Here is a 23,975-nt window from a genome sequence, read left to right as displayed (position 1 = left end):
CTTATCGACCTACGACTTTCTGCCCCGGTGTCAATCCTTTGAGGATTTCAACTTGCGTTGCGGTTTGCTGCCCTACTTCAACATCCACCTCGCGTTTGCCATTCTCATCGATGACTTGCACGTATGTGCGGGACCCGATCGAACGTAATGCGGATGGCGGAATGACAATTGCATTCTCTTTGCGGTTCATAATAATCGAGATCGACAGCGGCGTTCCGCGTGTGACGCCAGCAGGCATCTTATCAAGCTTCACGGTCAGGAAGTCCTCCGGCCGCTCCGGTTTATTGCCGCCTTGTCCGCCGCCTTCACCATTGCCGTTGCCATTGCCTCCATCGTCCTTCTGAATCGGAAGCTGAGCAATCTTGCCCTTGACCTGTCCGGCACTGTTGATATCAACAACGACCGGCATACCGACCGAGATGCCTTGCAGTTCATCGGCCGTCATTTTCGCTGCTGCGGTCAACTGCCCCGTATCCGCGATAATACATACCGGATCATAAGCTTTGATCAAGTCGCCTTTCATCACGTTAAGCGAAACTACCGTACCGCTGAATGGCGCCTTCAGGATCGCTTTGTCAATCTCCGTCTGCGACTCTACCAGCTTCTGGCGTTTCTCCTCGAACGTAATTTTGGCAAGCTCAAACTCTACCGGATCCATTTCATCCTTCTTGCGCAAGGTTTCCTTCATTTGAAGCTCGTCGCGCGAGAATTGCAGCTTATCAGAGCGCAATTGTTTCTTCATATCGTCCACATCGAGGGAACCAATCACTTGGCCTGCAGTTACTTTCTGGCCGACTTTGATATGAAGTTCCTTCAATCGTTTGCCGTCAAGTGTAAAATACAGCGTCTCTTCCTGAAGCGAAATCAGCTTCCCGATGCCCGTCTTCTTCGTTTCAAGTGTGGCGGTCGTCACCTCGTACTCCGGCTTCTTCGAAATTTGCGGCGGCGCAATAGCAGGCAATGCTTCTTCGTTATCTTCGTTTGGCAGCAATGAGCATCCGCTCGTGAAAACAAGAGAAGCTCCAAGAACTACAACTGCTGCAGTCTTAAATGAACTTCCCGTCAACCATTTCGTAAACATGATCGGCAACCTCCAGAATCGTGGGATCGTGCGTTGTCATACAAATTGTTACTTGTTCGGTGCGAATGATCGTCTGGAATACCGACATTATTTGTGCGGCCATTTGTGAATCAAGCTCGGCTGTCGGCTCATCGGCAAGCAGCATACTCGGACGATGTGCGATAGCTTTCGCGATCGCAACACGCTGCTGTTCCCCCCCGGATAATTCGAACGGACGGTGATGCATCCTTTTGGCCAATCCGACAAGATCCAAGCAATGTTCCACGCGCTTCTTCCATTCTTGAGACGGAATACCTGCCATACGGAGCGACAGCTCCACATTCTCATAAGCAGATAAGAGCGGCATTAACGCATAGGCCTGAAAAATAAACCCGATGTGCTTGCGCCGTACTTTCGTACGTTCATCATCATTCATGCTATGGAAGGGCATATCTTGAAAGAAAATATGACCTTTCGTAGGTTGATCGAGCCCGCCGATCATATTGAGCAGCGTTGTTTTGCCGGATCCGGAACGCCCGCGGAGCATAACGAGCTGCCTTGGCCGAAGTTCCATAGCTATCCCTTTCAACACATGGAGCGGCTGCCCGCCTACCTGGAATGTACGTTCAACCGACTCTACGGTGAGAAGCGGTTTGGTCTCGATTGTTGGTATGTACGGAGCATCAGTTTCCCTTGTTGCGTCGGATTCCACAGCTTCCTCTGTTGCTTGTTTGCTTCTCCACCATCCCATCGCGGCTGCAGAGACCCCCCTTCCTATTAAAAAACTTTAATCTCAATAACGATTAGACGGAGCAAGCGATTAAAAAGTTACGCGCGCAACTACCAATTTCGTTAAATATTTGCTAAAAAAGCTTCTGAGCCGCATAAACGGACATGATCCGCTTAAAGGCGCAGAAGCTCTCTCTTAAGACTAACACATTATGGCTGCTTCCAATTGTAAAATTTCGAACCGATGATGACCGAAACAAGCCCCCACGCCAGCATAATGGCGATATTCACCCAGAATGCGGCATGCATCACGCTGATATCATACACCATGCTGTCGCGTATCCCGTTTGCGAAATAAGTCAGCGGCATGACGTTCGCGAGCGGCTTAATATAGCTGGGCAGTACATTGATGTCGAAGAAAACGCCGCTGATGAACATCATGATGAAACTGGTTAAATTCGCCATCCCAAAATAACTTTCCATCGTCTTGCTAAATCCTGCGAGCATAAATCCGATCCCTGCAAAAGACAGCGTGCCGACAAGGAAGACGATCAAGAATGCGGGTACATTCATATTGATATGTGCACCAAATGCGACAACCCCGATCAGCGTCAGAAGGACAATCTGCATCGCGCTGAGAATAAACTTTACCGCAATGCCGCCCATGCCGAACAATCCCATACTCGCCGGCGTCAGAATCAGTCGCTTAAGCAAACCGTTTCGCCGCATTTCCACCATAGATACCATTCCGAACAAGCCGGCCTGTGAGATGGCGAGTGCAATTAATCCGGTGAGCAGGAAGTCGGTATATTTGAGTTCTTCACTGCCTGCGGATACGAAGTCCGTCTTCAGCGTAAATGCAGGGGCAACACCGGAAGCGGCACTATTCATCTGCAGCACGATATTGTTTAGAATACTTTGTATCGCCTGTGAAGAAGGAGAGTTCTGCTTCTCCTTATTCAGCAGCAGCTCAAGCGAGGAGGCATCCGCCGACTGTGGCAGCACAATAACGGCGTCCACATCACGATCCTTCAGCCAATCCTCCGCCTTCTCTCGGCTTACCGGCGTTTCCGATTTATACTCGAATACGTCAATCTGCTTTAACCCGCTGCGCAAATCATCAGCTAGAGTATTGGAGGTAGGTTCAACGAGCGCAAGCTTCGCCGAGAAGCTGCTGCCCGAACTGCCGCCGAATATCATGATGAAGATCACCAGCAGAAGAACAGGATAGAATATCGACCAAAACCACACGTTCTTATCGCGGAATGTCATTTTGAACTGTGCGCCAAACAGCTTCTTGAATTGATTCCATCCGTTTCGATTCATGGGCTCAGTCCCTCCATTCTTTGCCGGTGAACGCTATGAAGACGTCCTCCAAGCTCATTTCGCGAATGGATACCTGCTCGACCCCGATGCCTTGCTGCGAGGTAAAACCGAACAATTGATACAGCGTCTCCTCCGGCTGCAGCGACCAAACGACCAGATGATCACCGCTTCGCTTCACGCGCGTGACGGCCGTATTGCTTAATGCAATATGCTCCGCCAGCGATGCGTGCTCTTCTCCGCCGGTAAACGTGAGATGAATCTCCCGCTCCTTCGTCAGCCGTCCGATTAATGCTTTCGGCGTATCGAGCGCTACGATTCGGCCTTGATCCACGATGCATACGCGATCGCTTAGTTTATCGGCTTCCTCCATATAGTGCGTCGTAAGAATCGTGGTTTTGCCAATCGCTTTGAGCTTCAGTACGATGTCCCAAATGTTGCGCCTGGCTTGCGGATCAAGCCCTGTCGTCGGTTCATCCAGGAAGATCAGCTCCGGATCACTAATCATCGCAAGCCCAATCGCCAGCCGCTGCTTCTGACCGCCGGAGAGCGCCTTCACCCGCTTATTGCGATGGTCAGCCAAGTTGATATAGCCTAATATTTCGTCTGTCGGGCGCCGTCTGTTATAGAAGGAAGCGAAGGTTTCGAGGTTCTCCTCCACCGTCAGCAGATCGAATAACGCACTGGTTTGAGGCTGCACGCCGATTTCCATTTTGATACGAGACTTGTTGGACGCCCAATTCATGCCCAGCACGGTCACCGATCCGCGGTCAGGCTCCTGCAGCCCTTCGATCATTTCAAGCGTCGTCGTTTTACCTGCCCCGTTGGGTCCGATAATGGTGAAAACCTCGCCTTTCTTCACCGTAAAACTTATTCCGTCCACCGCAACCGTGCCTCCGAATGACTTGCGCAGATCCTCGACGGTAAGCACCGTCTCGCCTGCCTCATGCTTGGTCACCAGCCATCATTCCCCTTCCTACGCGCTGACTTCTCTCCTTACTTTATCATTGGAAAATAAAAGCAAGAACCGCCTGTGGAGGGAATTGATCTCAGTCCAGAGAAGGATCCGGGTGAGTGATAGGGCTAGCCGCGCATAGCAATGGCATTCCCGGAAGTATACCGTCGAAGGCCGATACGAAATAACACCGTACCTGCTGCCAATAGGCCGATCGTCATCGCTATCGCCTGCCCGAAGAAAAACGGATCGAAATCGCGCATCAAGCCGATCGGCAGATAGCTGATGAATCCTGCAGGAACAATGGTGAACAAAAGCAGCTTCGCCGCACCGCGGAAGATCCCGGAAGGATACGTCGACAGGGCCACAAAGCTGTTAAACACTTGACCCGCAATGCCTTCGGAATTGCCGAAGAAAAATGCGCAGCTGCCGGCTATAATCATGACGCCCATAAAGATCAGGCCGCTAATCAGCAGCCCCATTCCGAACTGCACCGCTCCAAGCCAGGTGTGGTTGCCGACCCAAGCGTACACGGCCAGCCCGAAGAGAAAATCGCCTGCGGCTGTCAGGGACATCCGGCTAGCCAATACATGAAGCAGCACGGGCTTCGGCTGTGACAAATACACATCAAGCTGACCGCCTGAAACCACCGTAGCTATGCGATGGAAATTGCCAAAGAGCATGTTTGCCCAGCCGAAGCCGCCTGCCCCGACTGCCCACAGCATCATCACATCCGATAGATTCCACCCGTTCACAACCTGGAACCGGTCAAAGAACAGACTCCAGAAGAACAGCCACATGAAATTGTTGATAAACATCATCCCCGCGAGCAGAAAGAAGCTCAAGCGATATTCCATTGTGGAGGCTAAGTTGACTTTCCAGCAGGTCAGCAGAAACCGAATCGTCCCTAGCGGTGTCTGCTTTTTATTTTCCTTCTGGCTTTTATCCGCCATTGACATGCAGTTTTGCCACTCCTCTCCGGTACAACATAAGCGTCAAGCCGGTCAGCGCCGCAATCCAAGCTGCCTGAATGGCAATTTGCTGCACCAAGGAGGCCGACCCATAGTTCACAGCCGTTCTCGCCGGAAAATACAACATCGCTTGGAAAGGCAGCCATGCGCAAATGCGCTGCAGCCATTCCGGCATAAGGTCAAGCGGAAGCAGCATGCCGCCAACTGTGAATTGCAGCTTATGCAGGACAAACTCCATCCCGCGCGTCTCCTCCACCCAGAAGGCGCATAAGGCAACGGCCATGTTCAGCAGAAATGCAATCGTGAGCGCCCCGAGCGTAAGGGACAGCAGGCCTGCCCAGCCAAAGCCGAAATTCGGCGGTCCAACGAACGTCCATGCTATGAGACTTCCAACTGCCAAGTGGACGATGAATCGGAATACCGCTTCGGATAGGTAGGCTGCATACTGATAGCCAACATACGAGATGGGTCTAATGAGCCGGATCGCGATATCGCCGCTCTTTACCTCGTTCTCAATCGCCGTACATAGCGCAGGCACTCCCATCGTAATCGCCTCGGTGAATACCAAATACCAGATGATCTGTTTGAGCGTATAGCCATTAATTACGCGCGTGCTGTTTCCGTCATAGGCAGCGCTCCACAGCTGCACAAATACAAATAAGATAAGCAGCAGAAACGATGCTCGCATCATAAAATCCGTTTTATAGGCCATTTGCTGCCGCATCGTAATTTGGGCAACGGCCCCTATTTTCTTGCTTCTTCGTACCCACAGCGGGTCTATATTCCGAATGGTCATCGCGCTACCCTCCCGATCCATAGATATGCGTAATGATCTCTTCCATCGGCGGGTCTTCTACCGTCATGTCGTCTAGCCTGAACCTGCCCATTAACGAGCTGACGACCGATTCGATGCCAACTCGTTTCAGGTCCACAGCCAGCTTAATCCGGCGCCCATCCGATTGGATGATGTCCAAGCCTTGAAGATCGGGCAGCATTCCGACAACGTACGGTTCTGCTAAGGTTAGCGATATGATTTTGCGGCTCAGCACTTCCCGCTTCAACCGATCAACAGGCGCATCCAGCAAAATCCCCCCATGATGAATAACAACCGCCCGCGAGCAGAGCTCCTCCATATCTCCTGCATCATGAGACGTCAGGAAGACTGTCGTCCCCTCTTGGCGATTCACTTCGAGGATCAGTTCACGAATCCGCTGCTTCACTACAACATCAAGCCCAATCGTCGGTTCATCCAGAAACAACAGCTCCGGCCGATGAAGGAAGGAAACCGCGATCTCGCAGCGCATCCGCTCTCCTAGGGAAAGCTTACGAACCGGAATATTCAAGTAAGGTCCCAGCTCGAAGCGCTCGATTAAATCTGCCTTCCTTGCCAAATAATCACTTCGGTTGAGCTCGTAAACCCGACTGATCAAATCAAAGGTGTCGATCGGAGGCAAATGGTACCACAGCTGCGACTTCTGCCCGAACACTGCGCCAATTCGAAAAGCGAGCTTCGTCCGTTCCCGCCATGGCGTTAGCCCCAGTACTTGCGCTTCGCCGGACGTAGGGTGGAGAATCCCTGTCAGCATTTTGATCGTCGTAGATTTACCTGCCCCGTTCGGCCCTAGAAAAGCAACCCGTTCTCCTCTTGCCACTGTCAGATCGATCTGCCTTACGGCCACCTTCTCCTCCCATTGCGGCCGAATGAGCGAGCGAATGCTCCCCGATAGCCCGGCATCCTTGCGTTTCACGGCAAAGCTTTTGCTTAACCCATGTGTCTGCAGTACCGCAGTCGTCATTGTATTCTCCCCCTGTCTGCGTACGGTGCTCCGGTAAAGCAAAAAAGACCTCCTGCGAGCACCGCCTTATCCCTGTAAGGCGGAACTTGCCGAAGGTCTTTTATCCCTACGGTGTAGCATGACATATCGTCAATTGCCGGTTTCGCTCGGTTCGCCATGTGCGGATCCCTAGAAACCCTTCCGTTTAATGTAACATATTACCAGCCGATTCCAAGGTTGGCAAGACATTTTTCCGGAAGCTTGCTACGGTTTATGCGGGATGAAGGAGATCCTCCATCATCGTGATTAGGCGCAGTCTAACTTGCTGCAGTCGTGAGGCAAAACATTCCATGCTATGATCATCACTGACTTGGGAACGAAGCAGAGCCGTGCTCATCAACCCATAAGCTTCGTCCAGCTGCGTGATTTCCTCGCTTCTGGTCAAGTTTCGATCGTAAATGCGCACACGATAAAGCAAATCCTCAGTTGATCTGAGCAGCCTTTCATACATGGTATTCATCATTGGCTTCCTCGCAATCTCTTATTTGGTATAAGCTAGTCTATGAAGTGCGTAAGCTAAATATAACCGGATTAAGAGACGGATGAAACATTTCGGAGCAATAGTTAATAAAAAAAAAATAATCCGGAGCATCTGCTCCGGATTACAATTGCTAGCTGATTACACGCCAAATGCTTGCGGATTCTCACGCCACGACTGCAGCAGCGCGATATCGCTTTGCTTTACAATCCCTTGCTCAGCGGCAACCTCAATCAGCGCTGAGTAGTTCGACAATGTCGCTAAGGGGATACCTTCTTCAGCGAATGCCGCGATCGCATTCGGGAACTGATAGGTGAAGATGGCGACAACGCCTTGTACTTCGCAGCCGGCTTCGCGAACGGCTACTGCAGCCTTTAGGGAGCTGCCGCCTGTGGAGATCAAATCCTCGATCAGAACAACCTTTTGCCCCGGCTTGAAGTGACCTTCGATTTGATTGGTTTTGCCATGGCCCTTCGCTTTGTCACGCACATAGAGCATGGGCAGATTCAACTTCTGCGCAACCCATGCCGCATGGGGGATGCCGCCTGTTGCGATACCGGCAACCGCTTCGCAATCCGGGAATTGCTCGCGAATGACCGTTGCAAATCCTTCCGCAATCAATTCGCGAATTTCCGGGTAAGACATTGTAAGGCGATTATCGCAATAGATCGGGGATTTCATTCCGCTTGTCCACGTAAACGGCTCATTCGGGCGAAGTGCAACGGCGTTAATTTGCAGTAGTCCTTTTGCAATTTCGCGCGGTAGTTGTTCCAATACAGGTGTAGTCAATTAAATCAGCTCCTCAATGATGGATTCCAGTGCAAGCCGCGGATTGGCGGCGGCTGTAATGGGTCTTCCGATAACCATATAATCGGTTCCTTGCTCAAGCGCCTCACGAGGCGTCATAATGCGGGATTGGTCATTCACATCGGCTCCTGCCGGGCGAATTCCCGGCGTAATCGTACGGAAATCCGCTCCGCAAGCCGCTTTAATCGTTTGTACTTCCTGCGGCGATGCCACAACGCCGCCAAGCCCGGCTTGTTTAGCCAGCTGTGCGTAACGGACGACAGCTTCTTCAACGGAACCGCTGATTCCGATCTCTTCGTTAAGAACTTGTTTGCTGGTGCTTGTCAGCTGTGTGACGGCAATGACGAGGGGGCGAGCCAGCGTGCGATCACTCGCAAGTGCCTGCTCCACACCTTCCATCGCCGCTTTCATCATATCGACGCCGCCTGCTGCATGCACATTAAACACATCGACGCCAAGCTTCGTAATGCTGTTAGCGCCGCCTTTCACCGTGTTCGGAATATCGTGCATTTTCAAATCCAGGAACACTTTATAGCCGCGTTCTTTCAATCCGATTACGAAGCTTGGACCTGCCGCATAGAACAGCTGCATGCCAACCTTCATGTAGCACGGAATACCTTCCAAACTGTTGACCAGCGCCTCTGCTGCTGCCGCATCCGGATAATCCAGTGCCACCATTATGCGGCCAGCCGCTTCTTCTCTGCTAAGTTTCATGTTCGCGCAGCCCCTTTCGATGTCTATACAGGCATGGCGAAAGCCTGCTTGAAGGCAGGCTTTCGCGGCCAATTACGGCCATTCTATTGGTTATTTCTGTGCCAGTACCGGCATTGGACGCGAGGAGAAGTTAATGGTTTGCAGCATGTTAAGCAGCGCACGAACGGTATCGAGCGATGTCATACAAACGACGCCATTCTCAACCGCTTCACGGCGAATCCGGAACCCGTCGCGCTCAGGTGTCTTGCCCTTCGTCAGCGTGTTCACTACGAAGTGCGCTTGACCGTCGCGGATCAGATCCAAGATGTTAGGCGAGCCTTCGCTCAGCTTGTTCACCGTTTGTACGCGCAGTCCTGCTTCTTCAAGCGATGTTGCAGTGCCGCCCGTTGCGATGATGTTATAACCCAGCTCATAGAAGCCGCGTAGAATTTCAATGGCTTCCGGTTTATCTTTATCCGCTACCGTTGCAATGATGGAGCCTGTTGGCGGGATACGCATGCCAGCGCCAACCAAGCCTTTGTACAATGCTTTCGCATATTGCTGATCGCGGCCCATAACTTCGCCGGTCGATTTCATTTCCGGCGTCAGCGTAGGGTCAACGCGGCGCAGCTTCGCAAAGGAGAAGACCGGTACTTTAACCGATACATAGTCATCTTCCGGCCATAGACCCGTTTCGTAACCAAGATCCGCAAGCTTCTCGCCGAGGATTGCCTTCGTTGCCAGGTTCGCCATCGGAATGTTCGTTACTTTGCTCAGGAACGGAACCGTACGCGAGGAACGCGGATTTACTTCGATTACGTATACTTCGTTTTGGAAGATAACGAATTGGATGTTAACCAACCCGATTACGTTCAAGCCTTTAGCGATTTTGATCGTGATGTCGACCATCTTCTGCTGCAATTCCGTCGAAATGGATTGCGGCGGGTATACTGCGATCGAGTCGCCGGAGTGAACCCCTGCGCGTTCAACATGCTCCATGATCCCCGGGATCAGAACCGTTTCGCCATCGCAGATCGCATCAACCTCTGCTTCTTTACCCAGCATGTAACGGTCGATCAGTACCGGATGCTCCGGATTGATTTTGACCGCCTGCACCATGTAAGTGAGAAGCTCTTCGTCGGAATATACGATTTCCATAGCACGTCCGCCCAGGACGTACGACGGACGAACAAGCACCGGATAACCTAGGCCTTGTGCAGTCTCAACCGCTTCATCCACGGAAATGACTGTTTTGCCTTTCGGTTGTTTAATGTTCAGCTCATTCAGAAGCACTTCGAATTTCTTGCGATCCTCGGCAGCATCGATGCTCTCCAGGCTGGAGCCCAAGATCCGAACGCCTGCTTTAGTTAGTGGAGCTGCAAGGTTGATCGCCGTTTGACCACCGAATTGAACGATAACGCCAATCGGATTCTCTTGTTCGATGACGTTCATAACATCCTCATAGAAGAGCGGCTCGAAGTACAGTCGGTCGGAAGTGCTGAAATCCGTCGATACCGTTTCCGGGTTGTTGTTGATGATAACTGCTTCGTAGCCGGCTTTTTGGATTGCCCATACCGCATGTACAGTCGAGTAATCGAACTCGATACCTTGGCCGATCCGGATCGGGCCGGAGCCTAGCACGAGCACTTTCTCTTTCGTCGTTTCCGTTACTTCGTTCTCAACTTCATACGTCGAGTAGTAGTAAGGCGTCGTTGCTTCGAACTCCGCCGCACAAGTATCAACCATTTTGTAGACCGGTTTGATGCCTTGCGCAAGGCGATGCTGACGCAGCTCCAGCTCGTTCGTGAATGTCGTTTGATTGCCTTCACGACGGATCTCTGCGATGGAGCGGTCAGAGAAGCCTTTACGTTTTGCAGCGTACAGCTGCTCGTTCGTCAGCACAACTGCACTGCGAAGCTCAGCTTCGAATGCGACGATGCTTTCGATTTTATCAAGGAACCACCAGTCGATTTTCGTCAAATCTTGAATGTCCTGCAGCTTGTAGCCGCGGCGGAATGCTTCCGCTACGAGGAACATCCGCTCGTCATCCGGCTTTGCCAGACGATTGCGCAGCACATCGTCCTGCAGCTCGTGCGCATCCTTCAAGTGAATACGGTGCGTGCCGATTTCCAGGGAACGAACCGCTTTATGAATGGACTCTTCGAACGTACGGCCGATCGCCATAACTTCGCCTGTCGCTTTCATTTGCGTGCCCAGTTTACGGTTCGCCGAAATGAATTTATCGAACGGCCAGCGCGGGATCTTGGATACGATATAATCCAGTGTTGGCTCGAAGCATGCATAGGTTTGACCGGTTACCGGGTTGACGATTTCGTCAAGCGTGTACCCGATTGCGATCTTGGCAGCCATCTTCGCGATTGGGTAGCCGGTCGCTTTGGACGCAAGCGCCGAAGAGCGGCTTACGCGCGGGTTTACTTCGATAACATAGTATTGGTAGCTGAACGGGTCCAGTGCGAACTGGACGTTACAGCCGCCTTCGATGCTCAGTGCGCGGATGATCTTCAGCGACGCCGAACGAAGCATTTGATATTCGCGGTCGGACAATGTTTGGCTAGGCGCTACGACGATGGAATCGCCCGTATGTACGCCAACCGGATCAAAGTTCTCCATGTTACACACGACGATACAGTTATCGTTCGCATCACGCATAACTTCATACTCGACTTCTTTCATGCCTGCGATCGATTTCTCGATCAAGCATTGGCCGATTGGGCTGTAACGGATACCGGATGCAACCGTTTCAAGCAGCTCTTCTTCGCTCGCGCAAATACCGCCGCCTGTTCCGCCCAGCGTATAGGCCGGACGAACAATGATTGGGTAACCGATCTCGTTAGCGAAATCCACAGCTTCTTGCACCGTTGTAACAATGACGCTCTCAGGTACCGGCTGCTCCAGCTCGCGCATCAGATCGCGGAATAGATCGCGATCCTCCGCTTTCTCGATTGCTGTAAGCTGTGTACCAAGCAGTTGAACGTTCTCGCGTTCCAGTACGCCGGCACGCGCCAGTTCAACAGCCATGTTAAGACCCGTTTGGCCGCCAAGTGTAGGCAGCAAACCGTCCGGACGTTCTTGACGGATAATTTGAGTGACGAATTCAAGAGTAATCGGCTCGATGTATACTTTATCAGCCATGTTTGTATCCGTCATGATCGTAGCCGGGTTGCTGTTGATCAGAACAACCTCGTAGCCTTCTTCTTTAAGCGCTTGGCAGGCTTGCGTGCCTGCATAGTCGAACTCTGCAGCTTGCCCGATGACGATTGGACCGGAACCGATAACGAGAATTTTTTTCAGCTTATTATTTCTGGGCATATTGCAGCTCTCCTCTCAATGATGCCGCCAATTGTGCTTGACGAGGTTTTTGCGGGTTGTTTCTTTTATGTGCACGAATCATCTCTAGGAATTGATCGAACAGGTAGCTGGAATCGTAAGGTCCCGGTGCAGCCTCCGGATGGTATTGAACCGAGAAGGCAGGGAATTCGTTGTGCTTCAAGCCTTCGATTGTTTTGTCATTGTTGTTGATATGCGTCACTTCCAGTTTCGTTCCGGCTACGGAATCTTCAAGAACCGTGTACCCATGGTTCTGCGAAGTGATGTAGCAGCGGCTCGACGCCAGTTCTTTAACCGGGTGGTTACCGCCGCGGTGACCGAATTTCAGCTTAGCTGTATCGGCGCCGCAAGCAAGTGCGAACAGTTGATGGCCAAGGCAGATTCCGAAGATCGGGTATTCGCCAAGCAGCTCTTGAATCATTTTGACAGCGTGTGGAACATCCTTCGGATCCCCAGGGCCGTTAGACAGTTGAATGCCGTCCGGGTTCAGGCGACGGATTTGCTCCGCTGTTGTGTCGTGAGGAACAACGACTACATCACAGCCGCGCTTCGTAAGCTCGCGGAGGATACCGCTCTTCGCGCCGTAGTCAACCAGTACGATACGCTCGCGCTCGCCCGGGCTTGAGAAAATGCTCTTCGTCGAAGTGCGAGCTACTTGATCGCGCATCAGCGGTGTCAGGGATAGACGCTCAGCAAGCTCTTCAATACGCTCATTGCCTGTTGTCAGCATCCCCTTCATTGTGCCGTAGTGACGCAGCTTACGAGTCAGCATCCGCGTATCGATATCGCTGATTCCGATGATGCCGTATTCCTTCAGCAAACGATCAAGCGTGTATTCCGCTCTCCAGTTGCTTGGCACCGGCTCATGGCGGCGAACGACGAAGCCGTGAATATAAGGGCGTACCGCTTCGAAATCATCGCGTGTAATGCCGTAGTTCCCGATCAATGGATAGGTCATGGTTACGATCTGTCCGCAGTAGGACGGATCGGAAAGCACCTCTTGGTAACCTGTAATCCCTGTATTAAAAACAACCTCGCCGGCGGATTGACCCTCAGCGCCAAAGCCGAGTCCTGTAAACAGCGTGCCGTCTTCTAACAACAATCTTGCTTGCATCCGTATCACTCCTAGTTATCAAGTTGCTTACTATTCTTGAAGCTCTGTCCAAACCACATTTCCGTCTACGATTGTTACTACCGGCCAGCCGGACAACTTCCAGCCGCCAAATGGTGTATTTCTACCCTTCGAAGCGAAGCTCTCCGGGTTAACCTCACGCTCATTCTCGATATCGACGATGGTCAGATCAGCAGGTGCGCCTGCTTCCAGAACGCCGCTGCGAAGTCCGAAGACGCGCGCCGGGTCTGATGTCATCCGTTTAAGCAAAAAGCCCAGCGACCATTTGCCTGTTTTGACGAATTTCGTATACATAAGCGGGAATGCCGTTTCGAAACCGACGATGCCAAAAGGTGCCAGCATCATGCCGCGTGCCTTTTCTTCCGCGCTGTGCGGCGCGTGGTCCGTTACGATCATGTCCAGCGTGCCATCTTCAAGACCTTCGATAACCGCTTGTACGTCGCGCGGCGTGCGCAGCGGCGGATTCATTTTCCAATTGGCATCCATGCTTGGGATATCCTCATCGGAGAGAATCAAATGATGCGGGCAAACCTCAGCGGTTACTTTAATGCCGATTTGTTTAGCCATTCTGATCAGGCGTACCGACTGCTCCGTGCTCACGTGGCAGACATGGTAGTGAACCCCGGTAGCTTCTGCCAGCAAAATATCGCGTCCAACGTGGATCGCTTCGGACTCGTTCGGAATCCCTTTAAGTCCGTTCGCTGCTGAGAACTTGCCTTCCGTTACTGCTGCTCCAACTACGAGCGAATCGTCTTCGCAGTGTGCGATAACCGGCATGTTCATCGAAGCAGCCAGGTTCATCGCATCTTTCATCATTTGCGCGTTCTGTACGCCAACGCCGTCATCGGTAAATCCGATTGCGCCTGCTTCTTTGAGCGCTGCGAAGTCTGTCAGCTCGCGGCCAAGCTCGTTCTTCGTAATGGCTGCATAGGGCAGCACATTAACGATTCCTGCGCTCTTAGCCTTATCCAGTATGTAGCGTACTGTCTCGGGCGTATCCGTTACGGGACGCGTATTCGGCATACAGGCGATTGTCGTGAAGCCGCCTCTTGCCGCGGAGCGTGTACCGCTTGCGATATCTTCTTTATATTCAAAGCCCGGCTCGCGCAGATGCACATGCATGTCGATAAAACCTGCGGAGATTAGCTTTCCCTGTGCATCAATAATGTCGTGGCCTGTAGTATCCGGCTCACCGGAAGCCGCATCGGCAATCGCAGCGATCAGTCCATTCTCAATTCGAACGTGCTTTCGTGCTGTCTCACCTGTCTGTTCGTCCCAAACGAGTCCGTTTAAAATCCATATTGCCATGATCGTTTTCTCCTTTCGGCTTCCACAGTTAGTTATGCTAGTGCTCGTTCGATGACCGCCATCCGAATCGGTACGCCATTGGCCATTTGCGGGAAAATGCGTGATTGCGGATGTTCGACCAGCGCATCATCGATTTCAACGTCGCGATTGATTGGCGCCGGGTGCATAATGATGGCGTGCGGCGCTAATGTCGCTGCCCGTTCTTCGGTCAATCCGAATTGCTCGCGATAGGATTCCGCTGAACTTAGAATGCCGCTCTCGTGGCGTTCCAACTGTACGCGAAGCATCATGACAACGTCGGAGCGAAGCGCTTCTTCCATGGAAACATAGGGCGCATCAAGCTCTGCTGCCTTCATCGTCTCTGGGGCGCAGAAGCGGACATTGACGCCAAACTTCTGCAAAGCGTACAAATTGGAGCGTGCTACTCGGCTATGCTGGATATCTCCGATAATCGAAACCGTCAGCCCTTTGAGTTCTCCGAACTGCTTACGCATCGTATATAGGTCGAGCAGTGCCTGTGTCGGATGCTCGTTGTTTCCATCGCCTGCATTAATTAATGGCACTTTAATTTTCTGTGCCAGCTCGGCCAGAACGCCGATTGGCTTAAGCCGGATAACGCCTGCGTCGATACCCATGGATTCAAGCGTGCGCACCGTATCGTAAATCGATTCGCCCTTCTGTACGCTCGAAACCGCGGCGGAGAAGTTTAGCACTTCCGTACCGAGTCGTTTCTCGGCAACCTCGAAGGAAAATCTCGTTCTCGTGCTGTTTTCAAAAAACATATTCGCTACAAACTTGCCTTGCTGAACCTGTTCGACTTTATTCGAACTTGCCTCCCAGTAAGCGGCTCGGTCCAAGATGGAGCTGATTTCTTCTTTGCTTAGTTCTTTGAGTCCCAGCAAGCTTCGCTGCCTGACTAATGTTGCGGTTGTCATGATGAAAGCCTACCCCCTTAATGGATAATCGTCACTTGATCGTTCTCGTCGACTTCCTGGAGAAAAACCTCGATTTGCTCCTGTTTAGAGGTCGGTACGTTCTTCCCTACATAATCTGGTCTAATCGGCAGCTCGCGATGGCCGCGATCAACCAGTACGGCAAGTTGTATGGATTGCGGTCTGCCGCAGTCCATGAGCGCATCCATGGCTGCCCGGATCGTTCTGCCAGTGTAAAGGACATCATCGAATAGGATGACTCGTTTGTTCTTCACGCTCACCGAAGTCGCATTGCCATGCGTAGCAGCCGAGCTTCCAGCTTCTCGATCGTCGCGGTACAAGGTAATGTCTAGCTCTTGCACTTCTACCGGGAAGCCTTCAATTTCGTGAATGCGTTCTGCGATACGTTGTGCCAAATAGATGCCGCGCGTTCGAATCCCTACGAGTACACAATTGTCGATTCCTTTGTTCTTTTCGACAATTTCATGGGCGATTCGAGTAAGCGCGCGGCGTATTGCCGTCTCATCCATTATGATCCGATGCTGCTCATCCATGCGCTTCTTCCGCCTCCTTGAGTCAATGCAATCAACGTTGGCCACAAAAAAAACTCCCTGCGGGTGCGCAAGGAGTTTCACGTTCATTAGTTTCGCATCTCAGCCGTTAGACAAGCTCCACTTGCGCACACAGCGCGAGTGGGAAGTTGTCCTGCTATAAGAAGCGAATAAACGATTCACGTTACCTTGCCAGCCTCTCTGGACTGAGTTAAAGGTACATATTGTTTATCAAAAGAATTATCCCACGTTCGACAAAAGCTGTCAAGGTTCTTTTGCTCCGTATTCGGATTAATATGCGATAGTATGTATATTTCTCTATAAAGAAAAAACTTACGCATCGTCCGAGGACGCCTGCGTAAGTTTCTTTGTTACAAGCTGAGCTTCGTAATCCGCTCAACCGCTTTTTCTGTATTCTCTCGGCTGCCAAACGCTGTCAGGCGGAAATAGCCTTGACCGCTTTGACCGAAGCCTACACCCGGTGTACCTACGATATTCGCTTCCGACAGAAGCTTATCGAAGAATGCCCATGAGTCCAGACCGTTCGGTGTTTTAAGCCAGATGTACGGAGCGTTTACGCCGCCGAACACTTCAAGACCAAGCGATGCAAGACCTTCACGGATAATTCCCGCATTCGTCATGTAGTAATCGATGATCGCGCCGATTTGTTCTTTGCCTTCCGGCGTATAGATTGCTGCAGCACCGCGTTGTGTCACGTAGGAGACGCCATTGAACTTCGTTGTATGGCGGCGGTTCCATAGATCGTTAACGAGCAATACGTTGCCGTCTGCATCTTTTGCTTTCAGCTCGCGCGGAACAACAGTGTACGCACAACGAACACCGGTGAAGCCGGCAGTTTTGGAGAAGCTGCGGAATTCGATCGCTACCTCTTTCGCGCCTTCGATTTCATAGATGCTGCGCGGAACATCCGCTTCTTGAATGAATGCCTCGTAAGCCGAATCGTACAAGATGATGCAGTCGTTCGCTTTCGCGAAGTCAACCCAGCGCTTCAGCTCTTCCTTCGAAAGCGTCATCCCTGTCGGGTTGTTCGGGTAGCACAAGTAGATCAGGTCAACTTTGCGCTCCGGCAGGCTAGGCGTGAAGTTGTTCGACGCGTCGCATTTCAGATAGACGATGTTCTCGTATTGGTTCGTTTCTTTATTGAACTTGCCGGAACGGCCAGCCATTACGTTCGTGTCCACGTATACAGGGTATACCGGATCTTGAACCGCGATAACAGCATCTTGGCTGAAGATCTCTTGAATGTTACCCACGTCACACTTAGATCCGTCGCTGACGAATACTTCATTCGTCGCAATGTCGATGCCGCGCGCTTTATAGTCGTTGTTGATGATATCGTTAATGAGGAAGTCATAACCTTGCTCCGGGCCATAGCCGCGGAACGAACCCGGATTAGCCAGCTCATCAACTGCAGCGTGCATCGCTTTCGTTACCGCGTCCGGCAATCCACGTGTTACGTCGCCAATGCCGAGGCTGATAATTTGAGCATTTGGGTTGTTTTGAATAAATGTAGTCCGGCGCTTAGCGATTTCAGAGAACAGGTAGCTCCCTTGCAGCTGCGTATAGTTGTGATTGATTTGAGTCATCGATCCATCTCACCTTTCATTGTCACTGCTTACAGTTTGTTATCATCATAGCGCAACGTAAGCCTTGAACCACATAAAGAAATTAGTGAAAAGTTTGTACTATTCCACAACTAGCGTTGACGCAAAATCATCAGCTCATGCTCCATGTCAGGCGGAATCGGTGCAGAAAACTCCATATATTCGCCTGTGCGCGGATGGTCGAATCCAAGAACGGCCGCGTGCAGCGCCTGTCCTTTGAGACCGATCGTCTTATTACGTCCGTAAATCGGATCGCCTGCAAGCGGGTGCCCGATGTATTTCATATGCACGCGGATCTGGTGCGTCCGACCCGTCTCCAGCTTCAGCTCGAGCAGCGTGAAATCACCAAGACGCTCCGCCACTTGGAAATGCGTGATGGCTTCCTTACTGCCGCGCTGCGTAACGATGAACACCTTGCGATCCTGAGGATCTCTCCCGATCGGCGCATCAACGGTTCCATGCTCATGCGGCATCGTCCCGTGCACGAGGGCAAGATATTTTCGCGTCACCGTGTGGGCTTTGAGCTGCGCAGCCAGTGAAGCATGTGCCAGATCGTTCTTCGCAGCCATAATTAGGCCGGAAGTATCCTTATCGATGCGGTGCACGATCCCTGGGCGAAGCACACCGTTGATTCCCGACAAATCCTTGCAGTGGAACATCAGGGCATTCACGACCGTACCGGAGTAATGCCCCGGTGCAGGATGAACAACCATGCCGCGCGGTTTGTTGATCACGATTACATCACTGTCTTCGTAAACCACATCAAGCGGAATGTCCTGCGCTTCAATAACGGCTTCTTCCGGCTCAGGAATAATAACCGTGACCACGTCGGCCACGGCTAGCTTGTAATTCGCTTTCACTTGACGCTCATTTACCAGTACGGCGCCGGATTTGATCCAATCCTGCACCATTGTACGGGAAACAGAGCCTTCTTCAATACTTTCCGTTACGAATTTATCAAGCCGTTCACCGGCATCCGCATCATCCGCGGTAAAACTCATGGGCTCATCATTGAATAAATTGGTGCCCTTGTCCATTAGGTTCTTTTTGTCCATTTGAATTTGAATCTCCGTTCTCTCTCTTGGATGTCAGGATCGCATCCAGCAAAATCATACCTACACCGATACAAATACCGGAATCGGCGATGTTAAAGATGGGGAATACATAGCTGCCAAACGTAAACTGAAGAAAATCGACAACCTCGCCATACAGTGCGCGCTCCAAGAAGTTGCCAAGTGCGCCGCCAAGTACGAGACCAAGACCTCCCAGAAGCAAAGCTTTACCAGAGTCGCGGTTCTTCATCATATACCATACAATGCCACCTACAACAACAAGCGTAATCAAAATAAACAGATAACGCTGCTCTTGCAAAATTCCAAACGCGGCACCTTTGTTTCGAATGGAAGTTAGAATAAAGAAATCGCCGAGCACATGCTTAGTTTCACCGATCGTAAGACTTTTCTCAACCCATTGTTTGGTAAAATAGTCAATTACGAATACAACAACCGCTAGCCAATAGTAATAATATTTCATCGCATATGCCCCCTTGTCCTCAACATTGTAGCATAGGAGAGCTAATACAGACTAGGACAAATTCCGTATGCCCTTGCCAATTCATCCATGAATACCCGCCTCTAAAACATCGGCTTTGTTGGGAAACTAACGACAGAAAGTATGCCATCATGCCAATGCGAAGAGAGGGCACTTATCATGACGAACCTTACGAACACCCAGCTGCGAAATCTACGCAGCAGCCTTGTTGTAGAGAAAGCGGCGATTGAACAGCGGCTAGCAAGCAGCGAGCATTACGGATTCTCCGCCTCACTTAAGGATGAATCCGGTGATTTGTCATCGTATGACAACCATCCGGCGGATGCGGCTACGGAAACTTATGAGCGCGGCAAAGACCTTGCGCTTCATGAGCAGGAAGAACTCCATCTAAGCCGCATTGAAGCTGCATTAACCGCCATCGAGGAAGGCAGCTATGGCAGCTGCCTTACATGCGGGAGCAGTATACCGCTCGAACGGCTGCAAGCACTGCCTGATTCGCTGTACTGTGTTGCGCATTCACCAAGACAAGACATTTCGGAGCACCGTCCGGTGGAGGAACAATTCCTTGCACCCGGCTTTGGCCGCTCCAGCATGGATGAGCATGAAGATGGATACAACGGCTTCGATGGCGAAGATGCCTGGCAAATCGTCGAGAGCTGGGGCAACTCCGATTCACCGGCCATGTCGGAGAACGCCAATGTTCGTTCATACGAAGAGATCGGCATCGAAGCCGATGAACCGGACGGCTACGTGGAGCCGCTCGAAAGCTTCCTGGCAACGGATATTACAGGCAAACATATCAGTGTTGTCCGCAATCGGGAATATTATGATTATATGGAGCATGAGGAAGGCGATCATATGCTCGAACAGCAATAGAGCGATGACGACTAATTCCCCTACCCCTTAAATTAATAAGTCTTCCCTTCCAGCTGATGCTGTACGATGCGGACAATGTCTGCAATATAGTCACCAATGATCGGCAAGTTGAGTGCGCCAAGCAGCTGCAGCACATAGAGAATCGTTGCCGCAAAGAACGTAAAGCCAATCGCGATCCCGACGCCCCGCGCAGTGCCGCCGAGCAAATTGCGCCACATGAGCGAGTACGGGCGATTAAGGAGCAGCACATAATCGGCGATTTGCGATCGCTCCATCTCTACGGCAACCTTCTGCAGCCGTTTCTCCAAGGCATCCAAGGCGTGGCGGACGCCGACTAAATCTTTATTTTCTTCTGTCATGAAGGATCCCTCCCCAGGGCTTGAAGCAAACAAGAACGACGCCCATGCAGCGGTTCGGAAGCGGCAAATATGCCGCTCGCCGTTCGTCTTCATGGGCGTTCGTGTTGTTTGCTGCTATGAGGTTACTATACCCTTACGACAGAAATTCCAATCTCTTTATCTCCGAGCGATACGCGTTCCATATCCGCTTGGCTGCCATACTCCACGCTGCGCAGCAGGACGCTTTCGAACAGCACGGATTCGAAGGCTTGCAGTGCCGCAAGCAGCTCCGCATCGACATCCAAAACAAGATGTACACGCATCTCAATCGGAAGATCGAGCTTCTTACGCGTGTCCTGTACAGCACGGATCACTTCCCGTACTAAACCCTCTTGCTCCAGCTCCGGAGTGATATCGGTATTGATAGCAACCGTCAAATTATAACCCGATGCCGATGCAAAACCGGATTTAGCCTGCTTCTCAACGAGCAGCTCATCAAGCGCAATCTCAAGCGACTCCCCGTCCGGTGATGCGAATGTCAGCACGCCTGCTTTCATAATGCCGCTCGTTTGCTCCGGAGTCAGCGACTTCAAGTAGCCTTGGATCGGTCCGACATGTTTGCCGTATTTCTTGCCGGCTACTTTGAGGTTCAGCTTAAACGCAAAGTCAACGAAACCGGTGTCGCCGCTGGCAATCGTAATCGTCTTCACATTGATTTCATCCTTGATGATCGCTTCATATGGCGACAGGTCGAATTCATTGTCCAGCGCTACGATAAGCTCCGATAGAGGCTGACGTGTCTTAATGCCCGTTTCATTACGGACGTTGCGAGCAAGCTCAACGATTTGTCTCGCTGTTTCCATATCGCGCTCCAGCGTTTCATCGATTGCCGCTTCATCGGCCTTCGGATAATCCGCCAGATGTACGCTGCTGCCGTCTCCGAGATTCGTATACACATCTTCGGCTACCAGCGGCGCGAACGGTGCGATCAGGCGAGAAACCGTAAGCAAGACGGTACGAAGCGTGCCGTAAGCATCCAGCTTGTCGTCTGTCAGACCACTGCCCCAGAAACGGTCACGGGAACGACGGATATACCAGTTGCTCATCTCGTCGACAAAAGTTTCAATGCCCTTGGCAGCATTGAGGAAGTCATAGACGGACAGGCTCTTGTTCACTTGAGCAGTCAAGCTGTTCAAGCGGGATACGATCCAGCGATCCAGCTTATTAGCGGATAGGCGTGCCGGTTGGGCAGCAGGGTCGTAACCGTCGATCGATGCATACAAAGCGAAGAATGCATGCGTATTAACGATCGTATCGATTACTTTGGATTTCGCTTCACCTACGATTCCACGCGAGAACCGTTTGCTGTTCCATGGCGCACTATCAGCCAGCAGCGCCCAGCGGAATGCGTCTGTGCCGTATTCGTTAATGATTTCCCAAGGATCGATAACATTCCCTTTGGATTTGGACATCTTCTGTCCGTTCTCATCCAGGATGTGGCCGGTGGAAATAACCGCTTTGTACGGTGCCTTACCTTTGTACAGCGTAGATACGGCCAGCAAGCTGAAGAACCAGCCGCGCGTTTGGTCAATACCTTCGCAAATGATGTCCGCCGGATATTGCTCAGCGAAAATCTCTTGTTTCTCGAACGGTTGATGGTATTGCGCGAATGGCATAGAGCCGCTGTCGAACCAAACGTCGACAACTTCGGAAGTCCGTGCCATCACGCCGCCTTCGCAATGCGGGCAGTTCAGTTTCACTTCATCCACGTACGGCTTATGAAGCTCAATATCTTCCGAGATCGGCGATGTGGAGCGTGCAACCAGGTCCGCTCTGCTGCCCGGTGAATGCTGCCCGCCGCAGCTATCGCAAATCCAAACGTTCAGCGGCGTTCCCCAGTATCGGTTACGGCTGATATTCCAGTCAACGAGATCTTCCAGGAATTTACCGAAACGGCCTTCGCGGATGTGACCCGGGTACCATTCCACGCCGCTGTTATTAGCGATCAATTGGTCTTTCACTGCTGTTGTTTCGATGAACCAGCTGTCTGTCGCATAATAGATCAGCGGCGTTTTGCAGCGCCAGCAGAATGGATAGCTGTGCTCATAACGCTCTTTGGAGAAGAGCAAGCCGCGTTCGCTTAACATTTTGACGATATCGACATCGCATTCTTTCACGAAACGTCCTGCCAGATCCGTTACGGCGTCGACATATCGACCTGCATTGTCCACCACATTCAAGAAGCTGGCACCATTTTGACGAGCGACTTTATAGTCATCTTCACCGTGTGCCGGAGCAATGTGAACGATACCTGTACCGCTTGTATCGCTGACGAAATCGCCTGGGATTACGAAATGACCGTTCTCGACTTGTGCGTAATTGAATGGCGGCTCGTATTTCTTACCGACCAACTCTGACCCTTTTAAAGTCGATTGGATGACGAATTCGCCTTTCATTACACTCTCAACAAGCGCCTCAGCGACGATATAAACTTGACCATCCTTCAGCACGCGCGCATAATCCAAATTTGGATTAACGGCAAGGGCCACGTTCGCCGGAAGCGTCCAAGGCGTTGTCGTCCAAGCGAGAACATATTCATCGGAGTCCACGAGCTTGAATTTTACTGTGGCGCTAAGATCTTTGACATCCTCGTACCCTTGTGCAACTTCATGCGAGCTTAGTGTCGTTTGGCAGCAAGGGCAATATGGACTAACGCGGTGACCGCGATACAGCAGTCCTTTACCGTGGATCGTCGATAGAATATGCCATACGCTCTCGATGTAGTTGTTGTTCAGCGTGATGTACGGATCATCCATATTGGTCCAATAGCCGATCGCTTCCGTCAGTTCGCGCCATTGACGCTCATATTCGAATACGCTGTTTTTGCACTTCGTAATGAAAGCTTCTACACCGTATTTCTCGATTTCCTGTTTACCGGAGATCCCCAGCTGCTTCTCCACGCCAAGCTCTACGGGCAATCCATGCGTATCCCAGCCTGCTTTACGAACTACGCGATAGCCATCCATCGTCTTGTAGCGGCAGATGAAGTCTTTGATAACGCGTCCCAGCACGTGACCGATATGAGGAGCGCCATTCGCTGTTGGCGGCCCTTCATAGAAAACAAAATTCGGCTTGCCTTCCCGGTTCGTAATCGACTGCTTAAACGTCTCTTCTTCTCTCCACTTGGCCAGTACTCGCGAGTCCCGACTTCTTGCTTTCTCTTTGACATCGACGCGTTGCATACGCTCAAACCCCTTTCATTCTCCTGGAAAATAAAAAAAGCCCCGTCCCTGTAAAGGGACGAGACTATAGCTCGCGATACCACCCTAATTCCAAGTTTAGCCACGTTCCTCCTACCTTCTCTTCGCGAGATGGCAAATGGACGCGCCGCTATGCTTGGCACCTTCGTCACGGATGCATGCATCCGAGTTCCTCATAACGGTGGACTTCCGGAACTGCTTAC

The 23,975-nt window shown here is 51.5% G+C and carries 21 protein-coding genes and 1 other annotated feature (1 of these 22 only partly in view); of the genes, 1 reads left to right on the top strand and 20 read right to left on the bottom strand.

The window, feature by feature from the left end; translation table 11 throughout:
• Nucleotide 1: 1 nt before the first annotated feature.
• From AC6ESO_RS09910 to lspA, 18 genes are all read right to left on the bottom strand, one after another.
• On the bottom strand, nt 2-1,081 hold the full coding sequence (locus AC6ESO_RS09910; RefSeq protein WP_494818801.1) for a permuted SH3 domain-containing protein: 1,080 nt from the start codon (nt 1,079-1,081) through the stop codon (nt 2-4).
• Nucleotides 1,047-1,811 carry an ATP-binding cassette domain-containing protein gene (locus AC6ESO_RS09905; RefSeq protein WP_494818800.1) on the bottom strand — a complete coding sequence of 255 codons (765 nt, stop codon included), beginning with the start codon at nt 1,809-1,811 and terminating at the stop codon, nt 1,047-1,049. Before AC6ESO_RS09905 ends, AC6ESO_RS09910 begins: the two co-directional genes overlap by 35 nt.
• Before the next feature lie 188 nt (nt 1,812-1,999).
• A complete protein-coding gene (locus AC6ESO_RS09900) occupies nt 2,000-3,115 on the bottom strand; it encodes an ABC transporter permease (protein ID WP_497091233.1) in 1,116 nt (371 codons plus the stop codon).
• Nucleotides 3,116-3,119: 4 nt separating this feature from the next.
• On the bottom strand, nt 3,120-4,070 hold the full coding sequence (locus tag AC6ESO_RS09895; RefSeq protein ID WP_497091232.1) for an ABC transporter ATP-binding protein: 951 nt from the start codon (nt 4,068-4,070) through the stop codon (nt 3,120-3,122).
• 125 nt (nt 4,071-4,195) lie between these two features.
• On the bottom strand, nt 4,196-5,026 hold the full coding sequence (locus tag AC6ESO_RS09890) for an ABC transporter permease (protein WP_497091231.1): 831 nt from the start codon (nt 5,024-5,026) through the stop codon (nt 4,196-4,198).
• Nucleotides 5,010-5,834 (bottom strand): ABC transporter permease, encoded by an 825-nt coding sequence (locus AC6ESO_RS09885; protein ID WP_497091230.1) that lies wholly within the window; start codon nt 5,832-5,834, stop codon nt 5,010-5,012. The genes AC6ESO_RS09890 and AC6ESO_RS09885 overlap by 17 nt, the downstream gene beginning before the upstream one ends.
• Before the next feature lie 4 nt (nt 5,835-5,838).
• Nucleotides 5,839-6,834, bottom strand: a complete 996-nt coding sequence (locus AC6ESO_RS09880) for an ABC transporter ATP-binding protein (protein ID WP_497091229.1) — start codon at nt 6,832-6,834, stop codon at nt 5,839-5,841.
• 250 nt (nt 6,835-7,084) lie between these two features.
• On the bottom strand, nt 7,085-7,336 hold the full coding sequence (locus AC6ESO_RS09875) for a hypothetical protein (RefSeq protein ID WP_497091228.1): 252 nt from the start codon (nt 7,334-7,336) through the stop codon (nt 7,085-7,087).
• Nucleotides 7,337-7,492: 156 nt separating this feature from the next.
• Nucleotides 7,493-8,140, bottom strand: coding sequence for an orotate phosphoribosyltransferase (gene pyrE / locus AC6ESO_RS09870; RefSeq protein WP_494818793.1), 648 nt, complete (start codon nt 8,138-8,140; stop codon nt 7,493-7,495).
• Nucleotides 8,141-8,872, bottom strand: a complete 732-nt coding sequence (gene pyrF, locus AC6ESO_RS09865) for an orotidine-5'-phosphate decarboxylase (RefSeq protein WP_497091227.1) — start codon at nt 8,870-8,872, stop codon at nt 8,141-8,143.
• Nucleotides 8,873-8,962: 90 nt separating this feature from the next.
• Nucleotides 8,963-12,181, bottom strand: a complete 3,219-nt coding sequence (gene carB / locus AC6ESO_RS09860; RefSeq protein WP_494818791.1) for a carbamoyl-phosphate synthase large subunit — start codon at nt 12,179-12,181, stop codon at nt 8,963-8,965.
• Entirely contained in the window at nt 12,168-13,313 is a 1,146-nt protein-coding gene (gene carA / locus AC6ESO_RS09855; protein WP_494818790.1) for a glutamine-hydrolyzing carbamoyl-phosphate synthase small subunit, read from the bottom strand. The genes carB and carA overlap by 14 nt, the downstream gene beginning before the upstream one ends.
• Nucleotides 13,314-13,343: 30 nt before the next feature.
• Nucleotides 13,344-14,639 carry a dihydroorotase gene (gene pyrC / locus AC6ESO_RS09850; protein ID WP_497091226.1) on the bottom strand — a complete coding sequence of 432 codons (1,296 nt, stop codon included), beginning with the start codon at nt 14,637-14,639 and terminating at the stop codon, nt 13,344-13,346.
• A 32-nt stretch (nt 14,640-14,671) separates the two neighbouring features.
• Nucleotides 14,672-15,577 (bottom strand): aspartate carbamoyltransferase catalytic subunit, encoded by a 906-nt coding sequence (locus tag AC6ESO_RS09845; RefSeq protein WP_497091622.1) that lies wholly within the window; start codon nt 15,575-15,577, stop codon nt 14,672-14,674.
• A 14-nt stretch (nt 15,578-15,591) separates the two neighbouring features.
• Nucleotides 15,592-16,125 carry a bifunctional pyr operon transcriptional regulator/uracil phosphoribosyltransferase PyrR gene (gene pyrR / locus AC6ESO_RS09840; RefSeq protein ID WP_494818788.1) on the bottom strand — a complete coding sequence of 178 codons (534 nt, stop codon included), beginning with the start codon at nt 16,123-16,125 and terminating at the stop codon, nt 15,592-15,594.
• A 368-nt stretch (nt 16,126-16,493) separates the two neighbouring features.
• On the bottom strand, nt 16,494-17,729 hold the full coding sequence (locus AC6ESO_RS09835; protein WP_494818787.1) for an LL-diaminopimelate aminotransferase: 1,236 nt from the start codon (nt 17,727-17,729) through the stop codon (nt 16,494-16,496).
• Between the two features lie 110 nt (nt 17,730-17,839).
• On the bottom strand, nt 17,840-18,784 hold the full coding sequence (locus tag AC6ESO_RS09830; protein ID WP_494819224.1) for an RluA family pseudouridine synthase: 945 nt from the start codon (nt 18,782-18,784) through the stop codon (nt 17,840-17,842).
• Complete coding sequence (gene lspA / locus AC6ESO_RS09825; protein WP_494818786.1) at nt 18,756-19,280, bottom strand: signal peptidase II; 525 nt, start codon at nt 19,278-19,280, stop codon at nt 18,756-18,758. Before lspA ends, AC6ESO_RS09830 begins: the two co-directional genes overlap by 29 nt.
• Before the next feature lie 177 nt (nt 19,281-19,457).
• Here lspA and AC6ESO_RS09820 point away from each other — a divergent pair, with 177 nt between their 5' ends.
• On the top strand, nt 19,458-20,174 hold the full coding sequence (locus AC6ESO_RS09820; RefSeq protein WP_494818785.1) for a TraR/DksA C4-type zinc finger protein: 717 nt from the start codon (nt 19,458-19,460) through the stop codon (nt 20,172-20,174).
• Between the two features lie 32 nt (nt 20,175-20,206).
• On the opposite strand, the gene AC6ESO_RS09815 is transcribed toward AC6ESO_RS09820, so the two are convergent.
• A complete protein-coding gene (locus tag AC6ESO_RS09815; protein WP_494818784.1) occupies nt 20,207-20,533 on the bottom strand; it encodes a DUF5665 domain-containing protein in 327 nt (108 codons plus the stop codon).
• A 125-nt stretch (nt 20,534-20,658) separates the two neighbouring features.
• Nucleotides 20,659-23,754 (bottom strand): isoleucine--tRNA ligase, encoded by a 3,096-nt coding sequence (gene ileS, locus AC6ESO_RS09810; protein WP_497091225.1) that lies wholly within the window; start codon nt 23,752-23,754, stop codon nt 20,659-20,661.
• 51 nt (nt 23,755-23,805) lie between these two features.
• Nucleotides 23,806-23,975, bottom strand: a binding site (T-box leader) (it continues 135 nt past the right edge of the window).

This window comes from Paenibacillus rhizoryzae (assembly GCF_059686995.1).
This window is presented reverse-complemented; position numbering and strand designations above follow the sequence as displayed.